This is a genomic window from Catenibacterium mitsuokai (genome assembly GCF_025148785.1).
In the GTDB taxonomy this organism is placed as follows: Bacteria; Bacillota_I; Bacilli_A; order Erysipelotrichales; family Coprobacillaceae; genus Catenibacterium; species Catenibacterium mitsuoka.
The window spans coordinates 184549-210202 of the sequence record NZ_CP102271.1 but is presented as its reverse complement, the minus strand read 5'-3'; the positions used below and the strand labels follow the sequence as shown (position 1 = coordinate 210202).

Genomic DNA, 25654 nt, shown 5'->3' with positions numbered 1-25654 from the left:
CTTTCGATGAAATGTGTAAAGAATTTAATCTATAGAAAAAATAGAGATTCTTGCGAATTCTCTATTTTTTCATAATTATTAGTCTTTTAAAGCTGTTAGAGGTACAACATAGATACCATCTTCTCTTTGATAAGCAGCATTAGATAAACCACATACAATAATCATTGCAGAAGGTAATATTGACTTAGGGTCTTTTTCCATTTCCTCATATATCTTCTTTAGATTTTCTGCAGCACTCTCTATCTGGTTAGCACCTAATTTAATTTCAATAGCACACCATCTACCATCATTTAATTCAATGATAGTATCTATTTCTCTGTTCTTGTAGTCTTGATAATGGTAAACATGAGCATCTATAGATTCAGCATATATCTTTAAATCTCTTTCACATAGAGATTCAAATAAGAAACCTAATGTTTCTAAATCATTCAACAACATATGAGGCGTAATATTTAGCAATGCACACGCTAAAGAAGGATCACAAAAATGTCTTTTTTCAGATTGTTTAATTCTTACTGATGAGCGTATTTTAGTAGAAAATGGTTTTTGATTATCTGTAATAAATAGTCTATCCAAGATATTTAAGTAATCCGCAATTGTTGCTGTATCAATATCTTCATCATCAATTTCTTTTATATCATTTTTTAATGTTTTATTTGATACTGTTGTACTTTCATTTCTTGCAAGTGAACGTAATAATAATCTCATTTTATGGGTATTTCTTTTAACACCATCCACCCTATAAATATCATCATTTAATACAGCTTCTAAATATTCCTTTGGTAATAATGCAGCACTTTCAATAGGAAGACCTAAACTTGCTGGCCATCCACCTCTAATAATAAATTCTATAACGTTTTTTAAATCTACTTCTCCTGTCATCTTTGGAGTCAGTTTACCATTACATAAATCCCCTAAAGATACATCACCTGAAGAATCACCAGATTCATATAAAGACATTGTTCTCATTCTTATTCTCGCAATTCTTCCTGCACCACTATGTAATATTCCTTTATGGTTAGGTGTTGCAGAACCAGTTAAAATAAACTGTCCCTTCTTAGGAACTTGATCCACCTTATATCTAACAGCATCCCATAATGGTGGAACTTCCTGCCATTCATCTATTAGTCTGGGTGTTTCTCCATCCAACACAAGAGAAGGGCTCATCTGAGCAAGTTGTCTATTTTGAAAATTACCACTAGGATCACCTATATATATTTCACTATTACTGTGATAAGAAGATGTCCAAGTTTTTCCACACCATTTTGGACCTTCAATACAAATTGCCCCAAATACCGATAAATATTTATCTATCTTTTTATCAATTATTCTAGCTTTATAATTTTCCATGTATGCTCACCTCATACTTATTATAGTGAATTCCATCATATTTTACAATTTTATTCATTTATATTTTTGATTTTCATTCCATCATATTTTGATTTTCTATTCCATCATATTTCTAATTATTATTCCATCACATTTCCATTATTCATTCCATCATATTTCATTTTTTCATTCCTTCTCATTTTAAAAAGACAGTTATATAAAAAATATATGATGTACTGTAATAAATTGTCGCCTCACTGAGGCAACAATTTCAGAGAACATTCAACATACCTTCAAGTTTAATAAAGTGTTACTTTTCATCAACCAATAAATGCGTACGATAGTGAATCTAAACTTTCCACTCACTGAGTGGAAATTCTCAATTAACTCCTGTTTCACATAGATAAAAGACGCATCTCGTGTCTGATGATGCGCCTTTTATTAATACTTTGATTTATTTATTCTTCATATGTGGGAATAAGATAACTTCACGGATAGTTTCCTGACCAGTTAATAACATAACTAATCTATCAATACCCATACCACCAGTTGATGGAAGACCATATTCAAGGGCTTCTACATAGTCCATATCCATTTCTTCTATATCACACCTATATTGAGCATATATACACAATATATTAAAGCTTTATTTAACAATATTTTTGATTAATTTCTTGTAATAACTTGAAACCATGAAAAGTATGGCCAAATTAATTGCACTCCATTTATCAGCTAGTTCCATAATTATTACCATACTTTTTTCGTAATACCGTTTTATCTACCGTTCTACTACCATACTTCTTTTCGATACTATTTCTTATTAGCAACCCATTTTGACTTTCTACTTGATCCAACGTTTTTAATACGATCTGCTTTTCGGAGTTTAGTTAATAAAAATTTATTTGAATACCCACAAACCACAGGTATGCTATAAACACGTCTTTAATAAGTTCCTCTTAAACAGTATTAGAAACAAAGAACAAACAAAGATTAAAAAGACTGTTTCTGCAGATTATGGGTATTCAAAAAAATTTACCTTATTTTTTCAATAGACATATCTCTAGGTAGATATTGAAAAATCAAATCCTCTATTTCACTTCTTGACGCACCATTAAATGTTTCAATATGCTGCATTATTTTATCCATATAAAATTGATTTTTAAAATCCTTTTGCATTTGTATACTCCGCTTTTTTATCAATTGCAGAAGCTCCTGCAGCAGATATATTTATATTTGGATACCTACCCTCAACCAATTCTTTTTTCTTTAAAATTCTATACTCTTCTTTAGATATTGGTAATTTCTTTTGAATTCTATCTAATAAGACAATCTCATCAAAAGAAATTGAAGGATTATTAGATAAAAGTCTAGAATAATTTGCATCAATTACTTTACCATATAAAGTTACTTTAACTCTTCTTTCTTCACTCAACTCATAATCTAGCATTGGAAAATAACGATTTCTTTGCATATTAAAAACTCGTTTTATTCCAGTGTCTACGTTTCAATGTTGCTTCATTACTCAAAGCAGAAAATATTGACCTAATTCGTCAAAATCAAATGTATTTTTTGCTTCTTTAAATTCTACACACTCATCTTCATCATTTAAAAATAATCTGTACATTATTTTTCTTAGTTCATCACTATCTATTTCCATTTCAAGTTCTCCTATATTTAAGATCATTCTGCTTTTGTATAATTATACATTTTTTAAACATAACATATACTATCTTTTAATATATACATTATTAAACTTATCATTAGATATGTTTTTAAATTATATTGTATAATAGCATTAAAATGTGACCATCAACCAGTCACATTTTATGTTATATTATTTTATTGTAGTTAAAGAATTTAAGATATCGTTTTCCAATTGCTTTTGTTGAGAAGCTGTAAGTTTATCAGATGTTCTTATAATTATAGTTCCATAAACTGTATGTGACCCACTAGCAAAAATACCTCCATCAAAAGCACCCAAATAATCATTTCTCTTATTAGCTTCTTCTTCTGTTTTATATACCTCAATACTTCCGCCACAATCAGTTCCTTTTTCTATTACAGTATTTCCATCAATAGAAGATTGATCAATTAAATCACTTGAAAAACAAACTTGTGCAGTATATCCTCCTGCTTTGTTTAACTGTCCATTAGGATCATTATCCTCAGTTACAGCAGATATATCTTTAACATTCGGTACATTTTGAAGACATTGAATAACATATGTCTCATTAGGATGATTAACTAATTTATACTGTTTTATACTCGTATCTAAATTATTATAAGCTTCTTGCAATTTTCCTTTTACTTCTTCAAAATTATAATTATTCATTTTTTTAGTTTCTTTTTCTATTTTACTTTCTTTATCAGGTAGATCAATTATTTTATACTTAGATGCTTTGGTTTCTGATATAACCGTTTCCAAAGTTGGTCTTAAATTTTCATCTAAAGACTTATCTTTGGATTTTACTAATTTATTGGCTTTTTTAATTTTTTTATCCAATTCCTTATTTTCTTTTTTAACTTTTTCTACAGCTGTGTTAAAATTTTTTTCTGCTTTTGATTCTTTATGACAACCAGTTACCCCCAAACACATAAATAGAACAATAAATAAACTAATAATTTTCTTCATATTCCCATCCCACTTTCTTTATATTAATTTTAATACTTTAAATATTTCATTTCAATATTCCATTAAAGTATTCATTAATTTTCGCTCTTTTTAAGCAAATTGTTGTTTTGGGTAATCTTATTCAGCAAAAATATCATAACGATATTCGTAATACGTTTCCTTAAGTGAAATGGGCATAGGTGTAGCTCTTACCATTTCATTACTAAAAGCTTCGGTACCTATAATCATTCTAAGGATCTCAGAAGCCATTTTCTCTTTCTTGAACTTATAGTTAGCTTGCTTCTTTAGAAGTAGAAAATCTAGATAACCCTGTATATATCTAGTTCCAACACCTCTTGTTGTCTGTATCATTAAACTCACTTCTGTCATCATTTCATTGACAGCTCCTAATGATTTGCCATCATCAGTAAGATATCTCTTCTCTGTAGGAGTTGTCTTTATCTTATTGTTTACAGCTTCAAGATAGTTGGCAAACTGCTGTATGCTTGCCTTTGAATCTGATATGAACTCTTTCACATCTTCAAAGCAGTCTTCATTCGCTTTATATTTATCGAATGACTCACTTCCAAGACCTGATACCTGCATCATCATATGATCATTTTCATCTGTAGCAGATATAATGGCAACCTTGTGATGGGATATTCCTCTATATGCAGACTGGTTACCTCTTTTCTTTGAATATCTGGGTATATTTTGAGGGCGTGTCCCCTTTAGGTTGATACTTTTATACTGTGTATCTATCTCAACTTCACCAGATAATTTCTGATGGCTCATGATTTCAGATGCTGCATGACGAAGAAACTCTTCCTGCGCAAAAAGCTGTAAACAAGTCTGATAATTGATTCCTGTTTCTTTCGCCTGTTTCTTTAACTTGGTAAGCACAGATGTACCAATATCTTTTATCTCTTTTACAGCCATATTCCAACCACCCTTCTAGCTTTCTTTTCCACACCAAGCTTTGAGGCATACATCATTAGTTTCGCAGCATCTTTCTTTTCATCACCAATATACCTTTGGATTACAGTATTAAATACCTCTCCATCCATCGTATTAACATGACGCAGGCAATTACATACAACACGCTCTCTGTCATAGATTTTTACAGTAATTCCATCTATGTTTCCTTCACTCACACCAATATTCAATCTGGATGTTTCAATAAAATGTGGTTTTATGATAGGAAATTCCAGCTTGAATTTGTTTCTTGCAGACTTATTATCCACAGCTATATGCCAGACTTCTGGCACACGATCCGTATAACCATAATACATCGCAGCTGACATATCACAGATAATCGCTTTAGGAAAGAGACCTCTTATTACTGACACTTCTGTAAAAGCCTTTTCATCCTGCCACTGATAATAACCGTACTTGATTTTTTCTACTCTTCCTTGTTCTATTAGATTTTGAAGTATCTGATAAGATATACCTTTCCTTGTAAGTTCGCAAGTACGCATTATTCCTCCATATCGTTCAAATATTGATTCATAATTCATAATCGTATTCATGCACATCTCCTTAAATAACTTCATACAATTTCTTTGTAGTTTTTGTACCAAGTTCTATTATGCGCAAGCGTCAAGGAAAAATATACTTGATAGAAAAAGTAACTTGGGTTCGATACATTCTTATTCTATTACCGAAATTTGCTCTGAGTATTTCACCATACTCTTTGTAAGATTTGTTCGGCTATCTACCAAAGTAAGAAACATATCGTCTATCTTAATATCCTCTTTACTTTTGAAATGGTCTGTATAAGCCACGTCATACCCTTTGCAGGCAAATAACGATCCCTTTTCTTTGTTTAGGCCAATGCACATGATTAATATGCTTAATTGTATGAAAAAAATGCCAATATAATAAATTAACACAACTGATAACGCATATATAACAATAATCTTCTGTGAAAAAAAACATTATCAAATAAGGATATCTGCAAAAGATATTATCAATAACAATATAAGCAGAATGTGTAAATTGCTAATCACAAAAAAAGTATATGGTTCATTATCCATATACTCTTAATAGTCCTTATTTATTCTTCATATGTGGGAATAAGATAACTTCACGGATAGTTTCCTGACCAGTTAATAACATAACTAATCTGTCGATACCCATACCCATACCACCAGTTGGTGGAAGACCGTATTCAAGGGCTTCTACATAGTCCATATCCATTTCGTTGGCTTCATCGTTACCTAATTCTTTTTCTTTTAACTGATTTGCGAATCTTTCATACTGATCATCTGGATCATTTAATTCTGTGAATGCATTTGCATATTCGTTACCACAGATGAATAATTCGAATCTCTGAGTGAAACGAGGATCCTGTAAGTTCTTCTTTGCGAGTGGAGAGATTTCAATTGGATGACCATATACGAATGTTGGTTCTACAATTGTTTCTTCTACATACTTTTCAAAGAATGCATTGACAATATGACCATATGCAAAGTGTGGTTCTACTTCAATACCATGTTCTTCAGCAAGTTTCTTAGCTTCTTCAAAAGTCTTCTGTTCACCAAAGTCAACACCAGTCTTTTCTTTAATTGCATCAACCATAGAGATTCTCTTGAATCCAGGTGCTAATGAAATAGAATGACCTTTGTATTCTACATCATAAGTACCATTGACTGTCATTGCGGCATTCGCGATGATACCTTCTGTTAAGTCCATCATACCTTCAAGGTCAGAGAATGCTTTATATACTTCGATAGTAGTGAATTCTGGGTTATGAGTTCTGTCCATACCTTCATTTCTGAATAAACGACCGATTTCATAAACAGCATCCATACCACCTACGATCAATCTCTTAAGGTTTAATTCTGTTGCGATTCTTAAGTAGAAATCTTTATCTAATGCATTGAAATGAGTGATGAAAGGCTTAGCTGCAGCACCACCAAGAATAGAGTTCATGATTGGTGTTTCTACTTCTGTATAACCTTTGTCATCTAAATAATGCTGGATTGAACGAACAATCTTAGGTCTCATGAAGGCTACTTTACGTGCTTCATCATTCATGATTAAGTCAACATATCTTCTTCTGAAACGTTCTTCAGTATCTGTTAAACCATGGAACTTTTCTGGTAAAGGTCTTAAAGCCTTAGTAAGGTGTGTATACTTTTCTACTCTTACAGTTAATTCACCAGTATGAGTCATGAATACTTCACCATCAATACCAATGATATCACCTAAATCACTCTTCTTAACTAATTCATAAACATCTTCACCAACAGTATCTTTCTTGATATATAACTGGATTTTTCCATCTCTATCAAGAAGGTTCATGAAGCATACTTTACCTTTTCTTCTCTTTGCAACAATACGACCTGCAATACTTACAGCTGGTTTGCTTTCTTCTAATTCTTCTGCAGTCTTATCGCCATAGTTCTTTCTAATGTCTGAAGTATAAGCAGTCACATCAAATCTCTGTCCAAATGGATCAATTCCAAGATCTTTAAGTTCCTGTAACTTCTGTCTTCTTACTAATTCCTGATCAGTAAACTTTCTTTCTTCCATGTCTGTTCTCCTTCTTTAGAATATAAAAACTCTCATCCGCTAGGGACGAGAGTCAACCGTGGTACCACCCTTATTCATCTACATAAGTAGACCTCATTAAGCCTTAACGCGGCAACACGTTATTTTATCACGTTAGATCCAAAATACAGCTCCCAGTCTTTATTCATATCAACTTTCCCATTCCTTTACACCAGCCAGGAATTCTCTCTGCGTTCCATCGATATTACTCTTCTGTTCATAGCTTTTACTCAAGTATTATAGACAATAAATAAATGTGTTGTCAAGGTCAATTTAGCAGCCTGATTCAATCTAATTTATCTATAGACGTTTTTCAAATCCACCAAGGATTTCTGAATCCTCACTAATAGTCACAAATGCCTGCGGATCAATATCATGAACAAGTTTCTTAAATGTTTTCATTTCATATTTATTGATTGCACAATAAAGAATATATTGATCATTTTCTGTATAAGCACCCTTACCCATCCAGTAAGTCACACCTCTACCAGTCTTTTCCATAATCACATTCTTCATATCTTTTTCTTTGGTGAAGATTAATGCTATCACATTGATATTCTGGTAGTGGATACGGTCACTAATGAAATACAATACAAATACAAAGATAATAGAATAAAGTGTAGTCTGTAAATCAAAGATAAATGCACAGCAAGTTAAAATAACAGCATTCACAATAGTTGATAACTTACCTACTGAGAATCCTGGTTTAGTCTTAGATAAGCATACACCGGCAATATCAATACCACCTGTACTACCACTACCTTTTAGGGCAAGTCCTACACCAACGCCACACATAATAGCCCCAAAGATACAGTTAGATAACATATCGGGCATTACTGGATGTGTTAAGTTAGGTAAGACAGATAATGTAATAGTCTGTACAACAATACTCATACCTGTTTTAAGACAAAATTCTCTGTTCAAGATTCTATATCCCATAATAAATAATGGAATATTAATCATGAAGTTGATGATCCCTACAATATTCATTGATTTAGGGATTGGTAGAAGTTTTCTTACAAAAACTTCGATAATCTGTGATGTACCAATTACGCCTCCAAAGTTCAAGCCATTAGGTGTTACGAACAACCAGATTCCTAAAGATAATAAGATACTTCCAGCGATAACTTCGCCGTACTTTTCTAGATTTTCCCTCATAGCGTCCCTCTTTCTTCTCATATCATAGAATATTTAAACAAATAAAAGAATGCCTTTCAAGCATTCTTTAGTAAATTCCATATTCTATAAACAGATTCGCAATAGACTCAATAATATAAAGAACAGGTACCTGTGTTGCTGAACTATAAAAGTCACTATTTTTGGTACTTGGCATATAGTACGTAAGAGCTAAATCAGACATCTTTGCAGCTGTTGAAGAGGCACTATTGGTAATCACAATAATCTTAATATCATATTTTTTTAAGTCTTTGATACGATCAATGATTTCTCTTGTTTCTCCTGAAACTGTGAAGAAAAGAGCACAGTCATTTTGATCATACATCCCCCTAAAACGGCTACTGAAGTCTCCACTATACATTGTACGTTTTCCCTTACGATTAAATAAAGAAGCCGCAAATTTCGCAATCGCATCACTTAAGCCAATGCCAGAACAGATCACCTCGTGACTGTTCACAATTATTTCAGCCGTTTGATGAATAAGATCATCAAACTCTTTATTGTCTACTCGATTAAAATAATCGAGAATATAATTTAAAGCACGTTTATTTTGTATAGGTTTATCTTCCTGATCCAGTTTCATTTCTGCTTTCCATTCTAAAAATCCTTTATAACCAAGTTTTTTAGCTACTCTTGTAATCATAGAAGAAGACACATGAAGATCTGTAGATAAATCAATAAGTTTCATATGGATCACTTCATGACGATGAGAAATGATGTAGTTGTAAATATCTAATTCTAAATCACTTAATTGATTCATTTGATCTACCGTAACCATAAAATACCTCCAAAAGGTATTTTATCACACTTTATGCAAATCTCTTTTTCATTTTCTTATTCTGTTTCTTATTTTTCTTTTCAATACTCAACAACATATTCTTGTAGTCTTCTGACTTAATGTCTACAACAAGTGTATGTGAGACAATATCATGTAATGATTTCTTAGACTTTAAGATAATCACAAGTATTGCAGATAATATAGTAATAACGAGTCCTACTTTATTCCAGATAGAGGCAATATTGTATCCAGTTAAGACATTGACTAACTGATGAAGCATATTACTGCATGTATAAATACTTCCTTCTACTAAGAAGATCATAATAACCTGTCTGATGATCAGTTGTTTCACATTCACTTCTTGATAGTTGTCATTCACAATCTTTAAACCAAGTAGTTTCTTTCCTAAAGTCTGTCCTTTCCAGATTATAGGTAATACGACATAGTACACAAATGCAACTGAGAGTGAAAGAACACCTGCAAGTACTTGATAATATCCCTTAAATATAGATAACTGCTGAGGAATATAGACAGCATCCTTATGAAGAGACATATATAACAAAATAAGAGGAAGTGATGATAAGACACTTCCTAAATACCAATCAATACCATAAGCGATTATACGTTTGATATAACCTGTTTTATTCACAGGTTCATTTCTTAATTTATTCCACATCTTATCATCCTCCTTTATTAATTTAAGTGCTGATATAAAGCACCGATTAAGTTCGCATCATTACGATATTCACAAACTACGATTTCTGGTGGCAATGTGCTTGCATAACATGAATTATAGATTTCATCAAAGTTCTTTTTGATAAGTTCTAATAGTAATGGCTGTGCACTAATACCTCCGCCAATGGCTACTTTTTCACAATCAAAGATCTGATTGATGTTGTAGATCTGTACTGCAGTTTCTAAACAGAACTGATTTAATCCTTTTAAGACAGCTTCATTTCCATTATTTGCCATTTCAAAGATTTCTTCACCTGTAAAATGTTCTTCTGTTTCTAATGCTTCCTGGATATGTAATAATAATCCATTGATTCCATTACTTGCATACCAAGATGTATCACCATCATATGGCTTATGATAATCAGTGATGATATTAGAAAATTCACCTGCACCAAATCTACATCCGCTTAATACCTTATGATCCTTAATTAAAGCGCCACCAATAGCTGTGCCAAGAATCACTACAGCACCGTCCTGAATATCCTGAAGACTACCAAAACCTAGTTCTGCATTAGCGGCACATTTTGCATCATTACCAATTGTGACTCTTACACCACAACGCTCAGATAGTAATTCTGCCATATTTATATCATGATTATAAGCTAAAGCACCACCAGTGTAACAATAACCCTTATTAGGATCAATTCTTCCTGGCATACTCATCGCAATACCAGATACATCAGAATATGTATTATATAGAGATTCAACGCTATTCACAAATGAATCAAGGCAATCTAAGGGAGTAGGTACCTTACCTCTTTCATATATATTCTTTTCTGCATCCATTACTGCATATTTAATAGCACTGCCACCAACATCTAGAACTAAGTATTTTTTCATAATTTTTCTCCGTTACTTTCTATTACTTTCTTATACCAATCAAAGGAATCCTTCTTGCTTCTTGCAAGTGTTCCATGACCTGCATTATCTTTATCTACATAAATGAAACCATAACGTTTCTTCATTTCACCCGTACCAAAGCTAACACAGTCAATACATCCCCAAACAGTATAACCTAATAAGTCTACACCATCAATATCTACTGCATTTTTCATTTCTTCGATATGCGCTTTAAGGTAATCAATACGGTACTGGTCATGTACTTTTCCATCTACCATCTGATCCACTGCACCGAAGCCATTTTCTACAATAAATAGAGGAAGGTTATAACGGTCATACATCCAGTTTAAGCTATATCTTAAACCTTTCGCATCAATTGGCCATCCCCATTCAGTCTTAGAAATATATGGGTTATCACATAAATCTGTTTCTTCATTATAGTCAAGGTTGACATCTCCATCACCCTTAACCGCAAATGACATATAATAACTAAATCCAATATAATCTACTGTACCCTGAGGAAGAACAGCTAAGTCTTCTTCAGTAATATCTAGATTGAAGTTCTTTCTTTCAAAGAAAGATTTCATATAACCTGGATAACGTCCTCTTGCATGAACATCCATATACCAGAAACGCTTATGGTTAGCACCTACTGCCTTCAACATATCATCTGGATTACATGAATAAGGATAAATAGGTGTCATCGCAATCATGCAGCCAATCATCATAGAAGGATCAATGGCATGTCCTTCTTTAATAGCCATCGCACTTGCAACAAGCTCATAATGCGCTGCCTGATAAACAGTACGTTCTTTGTCTTCACCTTCTTCAAATATAATACCTGAGTTAGTAAATACAGCTACGTCTGCTTCATAGTTCGCCTGGTTGTTGATTTCATTGAAAGTCATCCAGTATTTAACTTTATTGTGGTATCTTTCGAAACATACTTTTGCGAATCTTACAAAGAATGTAATCATCTTTCTGTTTCTCCATCCACCATATTTTTCTACTAAATGATAAGGCATTTCAAAGTGTGATAATGTGATGACTGGCTGAATACCATTCTTTAATAGTTCATCAAACATATCATCATAGAACTTTAAGCCTTCTTCATTTGGTGTTTCTTCATCTCCCATTGGGAAGATTCTTGCCCAGGAAATAGATGTTCTAAAACATTTAAATCCCATTTCTTTAAATAAAGCGATATCTTCCTTATAGTGGTGATAGAAATCAATCGCTGTATGATTTGGGTAGAACTGATCAGGTTCAATTGTTTTAGTGATCTTTCTACGAGTAGTGGCAGAACCAACTGTCATCATATCTGAGACATTTGGTCCTTTACCACCTTCATTAAATCCACCTTCTACCTGATGTGCAGCAACTGCTCCACCCCATAAGAAGTCTTTACGCATTGTTTTCTCCTGCTTCTTCTGCTTCTTTTTTGATAGCGGCTCTTGTGCTTGCTGCAACGAATGGTAAGTAGATAATTGTACTTACGACTAAGCAAAGAATACCGATAACTAATGCCATAATGCTGTTAGCACCTGATCCTAAGAATGGTGTTAAGAATCCTGGAGTTGTCCAAGCAACTGAATAAGCAACTGGTGGGATGATCTTAATGACACATACACAGAAATAACCAATGAGGTTACATACGATTGGCGCTAAGATGAATGGAATAACATACATTGGGTTCATAACGATTGGTAAACCGAACATGATTGGTTCATTGATGTTGAATAGTCCTGGAACTAATGACATCTTACAAATAGAATATTCACCTTTATTCTTTCTACCTACGAGGAACATAGCTGCAATTAAACCTAGAGTTGCACCTGATCCTCCACCATTACCAAATGCATCGTTGATTGAACCCCAGTTAACTGGGTAAGGTGCACCCCATGCAGAACCGTGAGCTGCAACATAAGCTAAGTTTGCGTTTCCCTGTTCTGTGAAGATAACTGAACGTAATGCACTTAAAGTGTTAGGACCATGGATACCTACAATCCATAACATCTGCTGTACTAATACGAATACGATGATTGTACCCATAGAGCTTCCAAGAGATGTTAATGGAGCCTGGATAGCGTTATAAACAACAACCTGAATACCTTCAGGAGTAATCATTGAGAATAAGTAGTTTAATACACCCATGATGGCAAGTACTAACATCATTGGGATTAATAAGTTAAATGACTGTGCTACTGCAGGAGGTACCCTTTCTGGCATCTTGATTCTTAACTTTTCATTTCTACCAAAACGAGTTAATAATTCTGTAGTTAATAGACCTACTAATAATGCAACGAATAATCCCTGTGCACCAAAGTAAGTAGTTGTTAAACCAGTTCCTGCATTCTTACCTGCAAATGCCTGAGCAGCAGGATAAAGAATAAAGAAAGATGAAAGAGATGTAATACCACATAATACTTTATCTCCACCCATTTCCTGAGCTAACTGATAAGCCACTAAGAATGCGATGATGATTGATAAGATATTAGTTGTACCATTGATAACAGAACTTAAAACAGCCTGATACTGAGCTAAGTTTGGAATTAAATCACCTAAGTGAAGTAATTTTGCGATGAATCCTGTAGGATCTAATAATACATAGTTAATAAGTAAAACCATTGACCCACCCATTGTGAGTGGGAATGATAAAGTGAACGCATCACGCACGGCTGCCACATGGCGCTGACCATTGATTTTTGCAGCTAATGGTACGAAGTAACGTTCCATAAAGCTTTGAATTGCTTCCATTTTGTTTCTCCTCTTCTTATTTTATTCGGCCGATGTTGAAAACGTTTTCGTTTTCCGCAATTGATTCTATCAGAGGATTACAAATAAAAAAAGGGCTTGAAGCCCTTCTTGAATAGTATGCATTATCTGCAAAATGTTTCACTATTGTAACGTATTGTGACACATATGCAATGTCATATTAGAAAGTATTTCAATAATGCTTAATGCAGGTACCTGAGTTGTATGGGAAGAAAGTTCATTTCTTACATCATTAATATAATAGCTGATATGATAATCACTCATTTTTGCGAGTGTATTATCGTCTGATGCAGTAATTGTGATTAAAGTACTGCCTGCTGCTTTATAAGCATTGGCTTTTCTAAAAAGTTCTACCGTATCACCTGAGATAGACAACATAACAACAACTATATTAGTACCATCCATTGATATCTTCTGGTATGGATCTGTTAAGGCAGCACTAAAGAAACCATTACTAGAAAAGCGTCTTGCTGCATATTCTGCAATCTTAGCTGAATCACCCATACCATCAAAAATAATCATATTCGCATCACCTAGTATATATGCGATTTCTTTGAATAAATCCTGATAATAAGGGGTATTGAACTTCTTTAAACAGTCGATAGTTTCATCTAGGTCATTGACCATATAAAGAGAGACTTCTTTTTCTTCTTTCTTATAAGCATATTTTAATTCAGGAAAACTGTCATATCCCATTTTTTTCACAAAACGCATAATAGAAGCTGTAGATGTAGGAATCTCATCTGCGAGTTCTCTTATACTCATATAAGGGAATTGAATGCTGTGCTTCAATATATAGTTATATATACGCATATCTGTTGTACTAAAGCTTTTAATCTTTTCTTCATTAAACATCTAACAATTACCTCTATATACATTCTTCAAATATTTCTTAGCTACTTCTACCATTTGGTCAATAAGTTCTATAGATGTAGGAGATTCATGATAATGATACTCAGGAAAATAACGTGTGATATGTAACACTATATTCGGATCAATAGACGCTAACCACTTTGCTTCTTCTTCCATATCTTCTAAATGATCATTGATACCAGGGACAATCAAAGAAGTGACTTCTAGATGACTTGTAGAAGCATGGTAAATACTCTTCTTTACTGTGTTTAAGTCACCTGATAACTTCTTATAAATATCTTCTTTAAATCCTTTTAAATCAATATTCCATGCATCTACTAAAGGAGATAACTCCTTTATATATTTCTCTTCTATCATTCCATTAGAGACAATAACAGTCTTTAAATCATGCTTCTTACATAATACAAATGTATCATAAATAAACTCATAGCTGATCAGTGGTTCATTATAAGTAAACGCAATACCGATATTCCCTTCTTTTTTGAGATCTAAGGCGACTTCAACAAGTTTTTCAGGTGTTGTATGCACCTGTGTAGAAGAACCTTTATCCTGCGATATTGTATAGTTCTGACAGAAAGGACATTTCATATTACAGCCATAAGAACCGACAGATAGAATCTTTGTATTTGGATAAAAATGATAGAGAGGCTTCTTTTCAATAGGATCTAAAGACAGTGATGTAATAGCACCATAGTCTTTAAGTACTATGCTTCCTTCTTTATTGATTCTTTGATGACAGAATCCTGTCTGTCCTTCTTTTAATACACATTGATGAGGACATAAATCACATCTAGCCATGTCTGATCACCTTAAATCTTTCTATCTTGATTTTCTCTCCTTCATGAATACCTGCCTTATGACAAGCTATCTGAATCTGATCAGTCACTGTATCTACACCCTCTAAATCAGGTAGGAGTAAACCTCTTTTAGAACCATGGGATACTATAATACCATAGATATGAGGATCTAATGTACTGATATCTTCTACGGCTTCTATTTTTCCTAATACATCGACTGAGATAACGAGATTATCTAGTTCTTCTTCTGTAATAGGATCAAAGCGTGGATCTTCACTACATGCACTGATCGCATTATGTACTATTTCTAAGGCAATATTATCCTGTACAGGCATAAAGGTACCAATACAACCTCTTAAACGCCCTTCTTCATGAATAGATACAAAGACACCTGCACGTCTTTTCATCTCTTCTGTGACTTCTGGAATGATTTCTACTTTCTCTTTCACATAATGCTCTATTGTGGTTCTAGCCAGTCTGACATAGTCATCTTCATGTTCTTTGATCTTCTTGACTTCTTCCTGCATCTTCTTTTTATATTGGTTTCCTATATCACGGGTTTGATCTTCACCACATATTTCAAAGCCACATATACCATAACCTACTCCAAATGGTCCTTCATAAGAATAAAAGTTTGGTTTAATCTTTTTTTGATCTAAAGCACCTGCCATGATTTGAAATGATCTAAGTCCACATTCAGATGCAGCTTCTATAAAGAGTGGATCAAAGGTTAAGAAACGCATAAAGTCACTATTCTTCCATGCTGTAATAATATCATGATCAAAGAGCGGTCCTTCTTCTTTATAACCATAAGGACCATCCTCTTTTAAACAATGAGACAAATCACCACTCGCAATTAATAAAACATTCTTATCTCCCACTGCTTCTTTAATACATTGTCCAAAGCGATAATGAGTAAGAGGAGATAAACCAGATATTCCAATTCTTACAACTTTATAGTCCTTTAGATACTTATTTAAGAAGTAAAGAGGAATCATTGTGCCATGATCTAAATCATCATCTTTTCCTAATGTTCCTGCAAAAATATGATGCTTCTTGGCAGATTGAGTGATCTTCTTTACAAGTTCTGTATCATAATCCACTTCTATTCTTACATTTCCTGCATGAAACTGACTAAAGTCTCCTGATGCATGAATACCAGGAGATATATGAATATAATCACTATAGGCGATTGCATGAGGACTGATCACAATCACTGTTTCTATTGGAAGAGTAGATACATATTTCATAATGGATTCATAAGACTGTATTGTGTTACTAATAGTTTTCTCTTCTCCTTGACCTATTTCAGGAATAATTAATGGAGGATGAGGGACACACATAGAATAAAGTATAGACATAAAATCATCTCCTTTACCCTATTATAAAACAAAAAGAAGATGATTACTCACCTTCTAGTTCTTTCTCAAAGTCTTTTAGAATTGTTTCTAATTCTTCTAATGTATTCATCTGTGTTAAATGATTCTTGATTTTTGCTGAACCTCTTAACCCTTTGACATACCAAGGTGCCTGTCCACGCATTTGTCTAATCGCATTCTTTTCACCTTCCGTTTTTACTAAACGATGAGCATGATCAATACATAACTGAATACGTGCATGATAGTCTGGCTCTTCTTCTAGAATACCTTCTTCTAGATATTTCACCATTCTACGAATCACAAATGGATTACCTAAAGCACCTCTACCAACCATGACAGCATCACAGCCTGTTTCTTCCATCATTCTTTTCGCATCTTCAGGTGTTCTGACATCACCATTCCCAATAACTGGAATACTAACTGCTTCTTTTACTTTTTTAATCCATGACCAATCTGCATGGCCTTCATACATCTGTGAACGTGTACGACCATGAATAGCCACTGCACTTGCACCTGCTTTTTCCATTAATTGTGCCATTTCTACACAGTTAATATGTTTCATGTCATAACCAATACGCATCTTAACAGTCACTGGTACATTCACTGCTTCTACGACAGCCTTCACAATATCATATGCAAGTTCTGGATACTGCATTAAATAACTACCTGCATGAGCCTTTAATACCTTATTTACAGGACATCCCATATTAATATCAATAATATCACAATCAGAATGTTCCTCTACAAACTTGGCAGCTTTGACCATAGTCTCTACTTCACCACCAAAAATCTGCATACTCATAGGGTGTTCATCTTCACCTACTGCAAGCATATCAATTGTCTTTTGATTTCCATAACATAACGCTTTATCACTGACCATTTCAGATACTACAAGCCCTGCACCAAACTCTTTTACAAGTCTACGGTAAGCGACATTTGTGATACCTGCCATAGGAGCCATGATAATAGGATGTTTTATTTCTATATTTCCAATTTTCAACATTTTTTAATCACCATCACAAAATATACCATATTCCTGACACAATACAAAGATAAATTATGTTTATACTATGAGTTGTGAAAGGAAGTTCCCGATCCTTTCAATAATATATATATCGTTTTCATTTCCCTTCGAAAAGAAGCAGGTCTTCCCTTCCTGCTTCTTTTTATTTTTTATCATAATCTAATTGTACAAACTATTCATACATTCTAAGATGAATATAAGGGAGGAATGAAGATGAAAAGAAAATACACTTTCTCTATAATCATGTTTATATTATTTGAGATGATTGCGATTACTTTATGGCTCACTAAAGATAATTTATTTTACATGTTGAACTTTAGCTATATAGGCACTTGTCTTGCCCTAGGTACCACATTATTTACTGCAGGAAAGAGCTATGCAAGACATTTTGTACAATTGGCAGTAGGCAGTTATATGTTGTTGTATTTAGGTATTATTTCTCAAGAAAATATGCAGATTGAAGGCTTCTGGTACTATTTGTTTTTGGGTACTTTTGAAGCAGCTACTATTCACTATGCGATTGCAAAATCTTTGGACCTCTTATATTTGGTCGAGGATGGTGTGGTTATGCCTGCTGGACAGCTATGATCCTTGACTTCTTACCTTATAAAAGACCACAGAAACCAAGAGTAAAGAAACTTGGAATATTACGTTATGTAATGTTTGTATGTTCTCTTGCATTGGTATCAGGATTATTCTTAATGAAAGTCGCTCATCTAGAAAAAATCATGTTCTATCTATTTCTTCTAGGCAACGCCTTTTACTATATTGTGGGTATTGCGCTTGCCTATATATTTAAAGATAATCGTGCATTCTGCAAGTATTTGTGTCCTATTACAGTATTTCTTAAGCCTATGAGTTATTATTCACTCCTACGTGTACATTGTGATGAAAGTCAATGTGTGCACTGTAATAAGTGTTTAAAGGTATGCCCAATGAATGTAGAAGTGAATAAAGAGTCACGTAAACGTAAAAACGGCACTGACTGTATTCTTTGTTATGAATGTACAAAAGAATGTCCAGTCAAAGCACTTCATTAATGCAGCACATATTTCTCCATAATATATAGATATTTATTATAAATTTATCTTCTATACTAGTTATTGAAAGGAGGAACTGTCATACAATTCTCAAAAGATCAATTATTCAATTCTATTCCCTTCCATAATATATGTTAACTGATCTTTGTATAATACCAGACAGTGTGAAAAAAGCGCCATTTTTGATATGATGACCTCCCAGTAGACAGTGTAAATAATTAAAAGCACTGTTTGCTGAGGAGGTTTTTCTTATGGGAAGAAAAAGCAAGTTTTCTAAACAACAAAAAATTGAAATATGTAGAAGGTACTTAGATGGCAGTGAATCAGTTATTAGTCTAGCAAAAGAAATAAATGCTGGTAAAAACACAGTGAAAAAGTGGATTAGAATCTTTAAAGCGTATGGTGATTCTGCATTTGATGAAAAACCTGCAAATGAATCATATACAAAAGAGTTTAAAAGGAAGGTTGTAGAAGAATATCTTGCTGGTGAAAGTTCACTGATAGATATTGCGCTAAAATATAATATTCCTTCAGATAGTACAGTACTTGCATGGGTAAAGTTATATAATGATCATATAGAATTAAAGGATTATATTCCTGGAGGTAAGGAAATCTATATGGCAAAGTGCAGAAAAGTTACAAAAGAAGAAAGAATAGAGATAGTAAAGTACTGCATGGAACACGATCTTGATTATTCAGGAACGTGCAAAGTGTTTGATGTAACATATTCAAATGTATTTAATTGGGTCAGAAAGTACAAAGAAAAAGGTGAAGACGGATTATCAGACAGACGTGGACGCCGAAAAAAGGATGAAGAGCTAGATGAGCTCGGCCTTCTAAAGAAACAGCTGAGAGAAAAGGAACGTGAGCTGGAGAGGGCTCATCTGGAGATAAGACTGTTAAAAAAAGTGGAGGAGATAGAGAGGAGAGGATATGCAGAACAAGCAAATTCGAGAATGAATATCAGTCAATCAAGGAAATTAAGGAAGAAGACAAAGAGGTAAGCCTATCAGCTATGCTTGAGATATTAGGTGTAAAGAGGGCGAATTATTATAAATGGCTTAGACGCAATAAGAGCGAAAGAGATCTTGAAAATGAGGAACTGGCAGACTTTATAAGAAAGTATGATGAGAAATTCAATCATACGCTTGGCTACAGAATGATGACAGATAGAATAAACAGAGATGAAAACAAGAACTATAATGACAAGCAGGTCTACAAGGCGATGAAAATACTTGGCATCAAGTCAATCATAAGACCAAAAAGAAGAAGCTGTACAGTCAGAAAAAGCAACAATACAGCCAAGAATAATCTTAAAAGAGACTTTAATGCATCAAGACCTAATGAAAAATGGGTAACAGATGTCACTGAGTTCAAATATGGAAAGAATAATGAAAATAAGCTATATCTAAGCCTGATACTAGATCTTTATGACAGATATCCAGTAGGATATGCAATTAGTGACCATAATGATAATAAACTTGTCTTCAATACATTCAGATCAGCTGTAGAAGCTAATCCAGGAGCACATCCGCTATTTCATAGTGATGGTGGCTACCAGTATACGAGTCCATTCTTTGTACGTATGCTTAAGGATAATGGCATGGAACAGAGCATGTCCAGAGTTCACTGCTGCATTGATAATGGACCAATGGAAGGATTCTGGGGAATACTTAAATGTGAGATATATCATTATGGCAAGAAATATGAAACAAGAGAGGAATTAGAAGAGGCAATAAGAGAATGGATAAGATATTACAGTCATGAAAGATATCAAAGAAGATTTGGTGTGAGAACACCTTATGAAGTAAGAAGTGAAGCATTGTGCAATGAGAATCCAGTTCAGTATCCAATACCTGAGAACAAGGCGATACAGAAATATAAGGCGGCACATTATGCATAAAAATATGCCTGCCACGTAGTGGCAGGCATAGGTACATGTTTTTAATTATTTCACCTGTCTACTTGACAGGGGCGGTTCATTTACTGGCGCTTTTTAAGTATTTCCTTTAATTCATCTTCACTGAACTGATAATGTGCATTACAGAACTGACATGTAATCTCACAGCCATGATCTTCATTAATCATATCTTCTAGATCTTTTGTATGAAGAGTAGATAAAGCTTCTTCCATCTTTTCTTTACTACAATCGCATTCAAATGATAAATCCTGTGTATCTAGGATTTCAACATCTTCAAAGATCATCTTTAAGATTTCTTCTGGAGTATGTCCTTCATCTAATAACTGTGATACTGGTGGTGTATTCTTGATCTTATCTTCAATATACGCAATATCTTCTTCAGTTGCTTCTGGTAATAACTGAATAATATAACCACCTGCACTTCTTACAGTATTGTCTTCTTCTACAAGAACACCTACGGCAACAACTGATGGTACCTGTTCTGATAACATGAAGTAATAAGAGAAATCGTCACCAATTTCACCAGTCTGTAATGGAGAACTAGATGTAATAGGTTCCTTTAATCCCATATCACGAGTGACCTGGATAGTACCCTGATTACCCACACATAAGCCTACTGCAAGCTTACCTGTATCATTGTATGTATAGTGAACTTCTGAATTAGATACAAATCCTTTGATCTTACCATCAGAATTTGTTGTACAAAGCATTGTACCGATTGGTCCACCACCGTTGATGACTACTGTCATCTTTTCTTTATTCTTATTCATAGCACCCATCATTAAAGTGACTGCCATCATACGTCCAAGTGCAGCACTTGCACAAGGCCATAAGTTATGATTCTGCTGTGCAACATTTGTAAGGTTAGTTGTTGTACAGGCAAAAACACGACAGTTCTTTGAATTAACGAGTCCACGTACTAAATAATCTTTCATTTATCTCATCTCCCTATCGCAAAATAGCTTACTAGAGGCAAAATCATACTAATAACAATAATACCTACTAATAGTCTTACCATAAATCTACGTTGCATTTTATTACCTCCTAAATGAAAATAAGCGCAAAGCGCTTATTTCATTTCATCTAGTAAATCATCTTCTGGATCAGCCTTAGGTGGTTCAGGAGTGTTATTGTTGTCATCGTTAGATTCAACATGTTCTTCTGTTCCATCATATGTTTCTGGCATTTTACCAGTGTTATATAAAGACTGAATCTGTTCATGATTCAATGTTTCATGTTCAAGCAATGCATTCGCAATAATATCCATTTTATCTTTATTATTGTTGATGATTTCAGTTGCCTGAGAATGTGCTGTCTCGATGATCTTACGTACCTGCTGGTCAATTTCAAATGCGATCTGACCAGAATGTGTATTACTTAACTGTGAATAGTCACGACCTAAGAATACGGCATTATCACCACTATCATACTTAATTGGGCCAAGTTCACTCATACCAAGTTCTGTAACCATCATACGAGCAATACGTGTAGCCTGTTCAATATCGTTATGAGCACCTGATGATACATCACCAAAGAAGATTTCTTCAGCTGTACGACCGCCCATATAACCTGTAATAGTTGCAAGTAACTGTTTCTTAGTTGAGAAGTAAGTTTCTTCTCTAGGAGTCATCAAGTTGTATCCACCTGCATCACCACGTGGTACAATTGTAACCTTCTGTACCTGGTTGGCATCTTCTAATGTCAAACCAATAATCGCATGTCCAGTTTCATGATAAGCAACAAGCTTTCTTTCATGTTCAGTATATTTTCTAGACTTCTTAGCTGGACCACCAATAACTCTATCAATTGCTTCATCGACATCACTTAATGTGATCATCTGATGACCGCTTCTTACTGCAAGTAATGCCGCTTCATTTAATACGTTCGCAAGTTCTGCACCTGAGAATCCAGGAGTACGCTGAGCAATGTTATCAAAATCAACATCTGGCGCAAAATGCTTATTTCTTGCATGAACCTTCAAGATCTGAGATCTTGCACGCTTATCAGGGTTAGATACTCTGATCTGTCTATCAAAACGTCCTGGACGTAATAATGCAGGGTCAAGTACGTCTGCACGGTTAGTGGCTGCAAGGATAATAACACCTTCGTTGCCTTCAAAACCATCCATTTCAACAAGTAACTGGTTTAATGTCTGTTCACGTTCATCGTGTCCACCACCAACACCAGTACCTCTCTGACGACCTACGGCATCAATTTCATCAATAAAGATGATACAAGGGGCATTTTCTTTAGCCTTCTTAAACATATCTCTTACACGGCCAGCACCAACACCAACGAACATTTCTACGAATTCTGAACCAGAAATAGAATAGAATGGAACGTTTGCTTCACCTGCAACAGCACGTGCTAATAATGTTTTACCTGTACCTGGAGGACCTACTAATAGAACACCTCTAGGAATTTTAGCACCCATTTCAGTAAACTTCTTAGGGTTCTTTAAGAATGCAACAAGTTCTGTTAATTCTTCTTTTTCTTCATCAGCACCTGCAACATCTGTAAAACGAGTCTTAGAATTTCTTTCTAGCTTAGCGCGAGAATTTCCAAATTCAAAGGCTTTATTGTTGCCTCCTGCAGCACCATTAACGTTCTTGAATACCCAGAACATACCACCAAACAATATTACATATGGAAGGATGGAACCTAGTATATTCCAGATCATGTTATCACTTTCTGAATCAGTGACCTTAATCTTGACATTCTTGTCTTCAAGAATCTGTGTTAATGAATCTAATTCTTTGTCTGTCTTAGGAACGATAGTTGAAAAGTTCACTTTATCGCCCTTAGAGTTCTTCTTGTAGCTACCTTCGACCTTGGTTACAAAACTATTAGGTGTAATAGTCACGTTAGTTATCTTTTTATCTTTTACTACTGTCATGAATTGTGAATAAGTCAATTCCTTACTACCGCCATTATTCATTAAGAATGGGAATAATGAACTTAACAGCAATAATACGACGATCCAAGGAAGAATAGCTTTTAATAATGTTTTGTTATTCTTCTTCATCATAAACTCCTTACTGGTAACATTCTTCTTTTAAGATACCAATATATGGTAAGTTTCTAAATCTCTGATCAAAATCAAGACCATAACCAACCACGAATAATTCTGGTACAGGGAAACCAACATACTTAGCCTGTACAGGATACTTTCTTGCTTCCTGTTTATCAAGCATAGTAACGATTTCGCAAGATGCTGTACCACGATCTTTCAACATATGTGTAACAGTATCTAATGTTTTACCTGTATCAAGGATGTCTTCCACGATAAGTACATCCATACCTTTGACGTCAATATCAACATCTTTCTTAATATGAATAGTTCCAGATTCAGTTCCTTTATAACTGCTGACTGACATATAATCAAAATATACATCGCCCTCAATATATTTAGAAAGTTCTGCTAGGAATGGAATAGACCCCTTTAAAAGACCAATAAGAAGAAGTTTCTTACCTTCATAATCTTTTGAGATCTGTGCGCCTAATTCTTTACAGCGTTCAGAAATCTGTTCCTGTGTAAATAATATTTCTTTCAAGTCCTTATGCATTGAACCGTACCTCCTAGTATAGTCGTTGTTATTTTATCACAAACAAATCTGGATTGATAGACAAATACTTCTTGTTTTTCGCAATTCCAGGGACCAAAAGAATATTTCCCTTACAGTCTAATACAATTGGCCAATAATGTCGTAATGGTGAGGGTATTTTTGCATTAATAAAGAGTCTAGAGACCTTTTTAGTGCCCCCTGCTGTTTCCATACGATCTCCTGGTCTTATGTTTCGAATGGTCAATGGAAAGTCTTCATCTTTGACAGGGATACCATCATTCATTTCTCCTTGTGTTCGAATCTTGAAATAAGGACAGTCGAAGTTCTGTCTATGATCTATTCTATACGTATAATCTAATTGTTTTATAGATTTACGAATGTATACATTATTATATTCTTTTATGAACTCCTCATTAACACCAATAGGCATTTGAATATTAGGTTTAGAGGATTGAATCTGATGGATGATTTCATCAATGAGATGATGAGAAATCTTAGATACTTCTATATGTTTCTTTAATAAAGCATAGAGTACATCCGAAAGAAGGTCTTCTGGTACTAATGTATAATCGAGTGGTTCAGTGAGATATTTACTTACTTCTTCTTTCTTTAATACCTGCTTTTGATTGTATTCTTCTGCTTTTTTTAAGAGTTCTTCTTTTTGTGAATTGGTATACTGATTCAAGATCGTATTACGAATGCGGTCTCTAGTAAACTCTGTCTGGAAATTCGTATAATCATCATGAAACAAAATATGATGATCATCACAATAATCACGTAAATCTTGTTTAGTCACATGAAGTAATGGTCTAATAATAGTCATACCTAAGCGGCAAGAGACTTCCTGGATACCTAAATAATCAGGATGAGAGTCACGTTCCAAGTGCATATAAATAGTTTCAATCACATCATCCTTCTGATGTCCTAGGCATAATGCATCACATTGTTCCGTTTTATATACTTCTTGATAAAAAGCGTAACGCATATCTCTTGCGACAGTCTGGAAGTTTCCTTTCACATAATCATCTGGTGTAAATTCCTTATAGTAAAAAGGAATATTATGTGCTTTACAGTAATCATGAACAACCTTGTAATCTTCTTCTGTATCATTTCGAAGATTGTAATTCACATGAGCCACACAGATTGAATATTCATGCATCATATCAAGAAGTGCCATAGAATCAGGACCACCTGATACACCTAGGAGATATTTCTTTTTTTTGTCTAATAATGATGTATTCAGCATGTTTTCTCC

General features: G+C 34.0%; 25 protein-coding genes, 1 pseudogene and 1 other annotated feature. Of the genes and pseudogenes, 4 read left to right on the top strand and 22 right to left on the bottom strand.

From position 1 onward, the window contains the following. Positions 1-78: 78 nt before the first annotated feature. From NQ499_RS01055 to dusB, 18 genes and pseudogenes are all read right to left on the bottom strand, one after another. The gene (locus tag NQ499_RS01055) at positions 79-1350 is read right to left on the bottom strand and encodes an ATP-binding protein (RefSeq protein WP_006505388.1); all 1272 of its coding nucleotides are present in this window, start codon (positions 1348-1350) and stop codon (positions 79-81) included. 433 nt (positions 1351-1783) lie between these two features. Next, positions 1784-1936, bottom strand: a pseudogene (locus tag NQ499_RS01050) (amino acid--tRNA ligase-related protein); the annotation flags it as partial. A 552-nt stretch (positions 1937-2488) separates the two neighbouring features. After that, positions 2489-2800 carry a hypothetical protein gene (locus tag NQ499_RS01045; RefSeq protein ID WP_006505385.1) on the bottom strand — a complete coding sequence of 104 codons (312 nt, stop codon included), beginning with the start codon at positions 2798-2800 and terminating at the stop codon, positions 2489-2491. Between the two features lie 51 nt (positions 2801-2851). Then, the gene (locus NQ499_RS01040) at positions 2852-2986 is read right to left on the bottom strand and encodes a hypothetical protein (RefSeq protein WP_259848572.1); all 135 of its coding nucleotides are present in this window, start codon (positions 2984-2986) and stop codon (positions 2852-2854) included. A 177-nt stretch (positions 2987-3163) separates the two neighbouring features. Beyond that, positions 3164-3961: a hypothetical protein gene (locus tag NQ499_RS01035; RefSeq protein ID WP_259848571.1), complete on the bottom strand. Its 798-nt coding sequence runs from the start codon at positions 3959-3961 to the stop codon at positions 3164-3166. 117 nt (positions 3962-4078) lie between these two features. Next, positions 4079-4879 carry a hypothetical protein gene (locus tag NQ499_RS01030; RefSeq protein ID WP_006505381.1) on the bottom strand — a complete coding sequence of 267 codons (801 nt, stop codon included), beginning with the start codon at positions 4877-4879 and terminating at the stop codon, positions 4079-4081. Next, a complete protein-coding gene (locus NQ499_RS01025) occupies positions 4870-5469 on the bottom strand; it encodes a type IV toxin-antitoxin system AbiEi family antitoxin domain-containing protein (protein ID WP_040389793.1) in 600 nt (199 codons plus the stop codon). The genes NQ499_RS01030 and NQ499_RS01025 overlap by 10 nt, the downstream gene beginning before the upstream one ends. A 523-nt stretch (positions 5470-5992) precedes the next feature. Next, positions 5993-7477 (bottom strand): lysine--tRNA ligase, encoded by a 1485-nt coding sequence (lysS, locus tag NQ499_RS01020; protein ID WP_006505378.1) that lies wholly within the window; start codon positions 7475-7477, stop codon positions 5993-5995. 38 nt (positions 7478-7515) lie between these two features. Beyond that, positions 7516-7725 (bottom strand) — a binding site (T-box leader). Positions 7726-7795: 70 nt separating this feature from the next. Next, positions 7796-8653: a YitT family protein gene (locus NQ499_RS01015; RefSeq protein ID WP_040389792.1), complete on the bottom strand. Its 858-nt coding sequence runs from the start codon at positions 8651-8653 to the stop codon at positions 7796-7798. Between the two features lie 67 nt (positions 8654-8720). Beyond that, a complete protein-coding gene (locus NQ499_RS01010; protein ID WP_006505376.1) occupies positions 8721-9449 on the bottom strand; it encodes a MurR/RpiR family transcriptional regulator in 729 nt (242 codons plus the stop codon). A 31-nt stretch (positions 9450-9480) separates the two neighbouring features. Further along, positions 9481-10125 (bottom strand): RDD family protein, encoded by a 645-nt coding sequence (locus NQ499_RS01005; RefSeq protein ID WP_006505375.1) that lies wholly within the window; start codon positions 10123-10125, stop codon positions 9481-9483. 17 nt (positions 10126-10142) lie between these two features. Further along, positions 10143-11024, bottom strand: a complete 882-nt coding sequence (locus NQ499_RS01000) for an ROK family protein (protein WP_006505374.1) — start codon at positions 11022-11024, stop codon at positions 10143-10145. Further along, positions 11021-12436: a 6-phospho-beta-glucosidase gene (locus NQ499_RS00995; RefSeq protein ID WP_006505373.1), complete on the bottom strand. Its 1416-nt coding sequence runs from the start codon at positions 12434-12436 to the stop codon at positions 11021-11023. Before NQ499_RS00995 ends, NQ499_RS01000 begins: the two co-directional genes overlap by 4 nt. Beyond that, the gene (locus NQ499_RS00990; RefSeq protein ID WP_006505372.1) at positions 12429-13781 is read right to left on the bottom strand and encodes a PTS sugar transporter subunit IIC; all 1353 of its coding nucleotides are present in this window, start codon (positions 13779-13781) and stop codon (positions 12429-12431) included. Before NQ499_RS00990 ends, NQ499_RS00995 begins: the two co-directional genes overlap by 8 nt. Before the next feature lie 141 nt (positions 13782-13922). Further along, positions 13923-14654 (bottom strand): MurR/RpiR family transcriptional regulator, encoded by a 732-nt coding sequence (locus NQ499_RS00985; RefSeq protein ID WP_006505371.1) that lies wholly within the window; start codon positions 14652-14654, stop codon positions 13923-13925. Then, positions 14655-15470 carry an AmmeMemoRadiSam system radical SAM enzyme gene (gene amrS / locus NQ499_RS00980; protein WP_006505370.1) on the bottom strand — a complete coding sequence of 272 codons (816 nt, stop codon included), beginning with the start codon at positions 15468-15470 and terminating at the stop codon, positions 14655-14657. Then, on the bottom strand, positions 15463-16830 hold the full coding sequence (gene amrA, locus NQ499_RS00975; protein WP_040389791.1) for an AmmeMemoRadiSam system protein A: 1368 nt from the start codon (positions 16828-16830) through the stop codon (positions 15463-15465). The genes amrS and amrA overlap by 8 nt, the downstream gene beginning before the upstream one ends. A 43-nt stretch (positions 16831-16873) precedes the next feature. Further along, complete coding sequence (gene dusB, locus NQ499_RS00970; protein WP_006505368.1) at positions 16874-17851, bottom strand: tRNA dihydrouridine synthase DusB; 978 nt, start codon at positions 17849-17851, stop codon at positions 16874-16876. 234 nt (positions 17852-18085) lie between these two features. On the opposite strand from dusB, the gene NQ499_RS00965 reads away from it, so the two are divergent. The 4 genes from NQ499_RS00965 (at position 18086) to NQ499_RS00950 (ending at position 20815) form a co-directional block, all read left to right on the top strand. Further along, positions 18086-18460 carry a hypothetical protein gene (locus tag NQ499_RS00965; RefSeq protein ID WP_238319832.1) on the top strand — a complete coding sequence of 125 codons (375 nt, stop codon included), beginning with the start codon at positions 18086-18088 and terminating at the stop codon, positions 18458-18460. After that, complete coding sequence (locus NQ499_RS00960; protein WP_407651059.1) at positions 18400-18912, top strand: 4Fe-4S binding protein; 513 nt, start codon at positions 18400-18402, stop codon at positions 18910-18912. Before NQ499_RS00965 ends, NQ499_RS00960 begins: the two co-directional genes overlap by 61 nt. Positions 18913-19163: 251 nt before the next feature. Further along, positions 19164-19916, top strand: a complete 753-nt coding sequence (locus NQ499_RS00955; protein ID WP_259848570.1) for a helix-turn-helix domain-containing protein — start codon at positions 19164-19166, stop codon at positions 19914-19916. An 11-nt stretch (positions 19917-19927) separates the two neighbouring features. Beyond that, positions 19928-20815 (top strand): IS3 family transposase, encoded by an 888-nt coding sequence (locus NQ499_RS00950; protein WP_259848569.1) that lies wholly within the window; start codon positions 19928-19930, stop codon positions 20813-20815. Between the two features lie 80 nt (positions 20816-20895). Here the strand turns inward: NQ499_RS00950 and hslO are convergent, their stop codons facing one another. The 4 genes from hslO to tilS form a co-directional block, all read right to left on the bottom strand. Then, entirely contained in the window at positions 20896-21768 is an 873-nt protein-coding gene (hslO, locus tag NQ499_RS00945) for an Hsp33 family molecular chaperone HslO (RefSeq protein ID WP_006504841.1), read from the bottom strand. A gap of 134 nt (positions 21769-21902) precedes the next feature. After that, positions 21903-23861, bottom strand: coding sequence for an ATP-dependent zinc metalloprotease FtsH (gene ftsH / locus NQ499_RS00940; RefSeq protein ID WP_006504842.1), 1959 nt, complete (start codon positions 23859-23861; stop codon positions 21903-21905). Positions 23862-23868: 7 nt separating this feature from the next. Then, entirely contained in the window at positions 23869-24399 is a 531-nt protein-coding gene (gene hpt, locus NQ499_RS00935; protein ID WP_006504843.1) for a hypoxanthine phosphoribosyltransferase, read from the bottom strand. A gap of 28 nt (positions 24400-24427) precedes the next feature. Beyond that, positions 24428-25645, bottom strand: coding sequence for a tRNA lysidine(34) synthetase TilS (tilS, locus tag NQ499_RS00930; RefSeq protein ID WP_259848568.1), 1218 nt, complete (start codon positions 25643-25645; stop codon positions 24428-24430). Positions 25646-25654: the final 9 nt, after the last annotated feature.

Bases quoted from the DNA above. Each gene is read 5' to 3' on its own strand.
- NQ499_RS01055 (WP_006505388.1), bottom strand. From the start codon at position 1,350: ATGGAAAATTATAAAGCTAGAATAATTGATAAAAAGATAGATAAATAT.
- NQ499_RS01045 (WP_006505385.1), bottom strand. From the start codon at position 2,800: ATGCAAAGAAATCGTTATTTTCCAATGCTAGATTATGAGTTGAGTGAA.
- NQ499_RS01040 (WP_259848572.1), bottom strand. From the start codon at position 2,986: ATGGAAATAGATAGTGATGAACTAAGAAAAATAATGTACAGATTATTT.
- NQ499_RS01035 (WP_259848571.1), bottom strand. From the start codon at position 3,961: ATGAAGAAAATTATTAGTTTATTTATTGTTCTATTTATGTGTTTGGGG.
- NQ499_RS01030 (WP_006505381.1), bottom strand. From the start codon at position 4,879: ATGGCTGTAAAAGAGATAAAAGATATTGGTACATCTGTGCTTACCAAG.
- NQ499_RS01025 (WP_040389793.1), bottom strand. From the start codon at position 5,469: ATGAATACGATTATGAATTATGAATCAATATTTGAACGATATGGAGGA.
- lysS (WP_006505378.1), bottom strand. From the start codon at position 7,477: ATGGAAGAAAGAAAGTTTACTGATCAGGAATTAGTAAGAAGACAGAAG.
- NQ499_RS01015 (WP_040389792.1), bottom strand. From the start codon at position 8,653: ATGAGGGAAAATCTAGAAAAGTACGGCGAAGTTATCGCTGGAAGTATC.
- NQ499_RS01010 (WP_006505376.1), bottom strand. From the start codon at position 9,449: ATGGTTACGGTAGATCAAATGAATCAATTAAGTGATTTAGAATTAGAT.
- NQ499_RS01005 (WP_006505375.1), bottom strand. From the start codon at position 10,125: ATGTGGAATAAATTAAGAAATGAACCTGTGAATAAAACAGGTTATATC.
- NQ499_RS01000 (WP_006505374.1), bottom strand. From the start codon at position 11,024: ATGAAAAAATACTTAGTTCTAGATGTTGGTGGCAGTGCTATTAAATAT.
- NQ499_RS00995 (WP_006505373.1), bottom strand. From the start codon at position 12,436: ATGCGTAAAGACTTCTTATGGGGTGGAGCAGTTGCTGCACATCAGGTA.
- NQ499_RS00990 (WP_006505372.1), bottom strand. From the start codon at position 13,781: ATGGAAGCAATTCAAAGCTTTATGGAACGTTACTTCGTACCATTAGCT.
- NQ499_RS00985 (WP_006505371.1), bottom strand. From the start codon at position 14,654: ATGTTTAATGAAGAAAAGATTAAAAGCTTTAGTACAACAGATATGCGT.
- amrS (WP_006505370.1), bottom strand. From the start codon at position 15,470: ATGGCTAGATGTGATTTATGTCCTCATCAATGTGTATTAAAAGAAGGA.
- amrA (WP_040389791.1), bottom strand. From the start codon at position 16,830: ATGTCTATACTTTATTCTATGTGTGTCCCTCATCCTCCATTAATTATT.
- dusB (WP_006505368.1), bottom strand. From the start codon at position 17,851: ATGTTGAAAATTGGAAATATAGAAATAAAACATCCTATTATCATGGCT.
- NQ499_RS00965 (WP_238319832.1), top strand. From the start codon at position 18,086: ATGAAAAGAAAATACACTTTCTCTATAATCATGTTTATATTATTTGAG.
- NQ499_RS00955 (WP_259848570.1), top strand. From the start codon at position 19,164: ATGGGAAGAAAAAGCAAGTTTTCTAAACAACAAAAAATTGAAATATGT.
- NQ499_RS00950 (WP_259848569.1), top strand. From the start codon at position 19,928: ATGCTTGAGATATTAGGTGTAAAGAGGGCGAATTATTATAAATGGCTT.
- hslO (WP_006504841.1), bottom strand. From the start codon at position 21,768: ATGAAAGATTATTTAGTACGTGGACTCGTTAATTCAAAGAACTGTCGT.
- ftsH (WP_006504842.1), bottom strand. From the start codon at position 23,861: ATGATGAAGAAGAATAACAAAACATTATTAAAAGCTATTCTTCCTTGG.
- hpt (WP_006504843.1), bottom strand. From the start codon at position 24,399: ATGCATAAGGACTTGAAAGAAATATTATTTACACAGGAACAGATTTCT.
- tilS (WP_259848568.1), bottom strand. From the start codon at position 25,645: ATGCTGAATACATCATTATTAGACAAAAAAAAGAAATATCTCCTAGGT.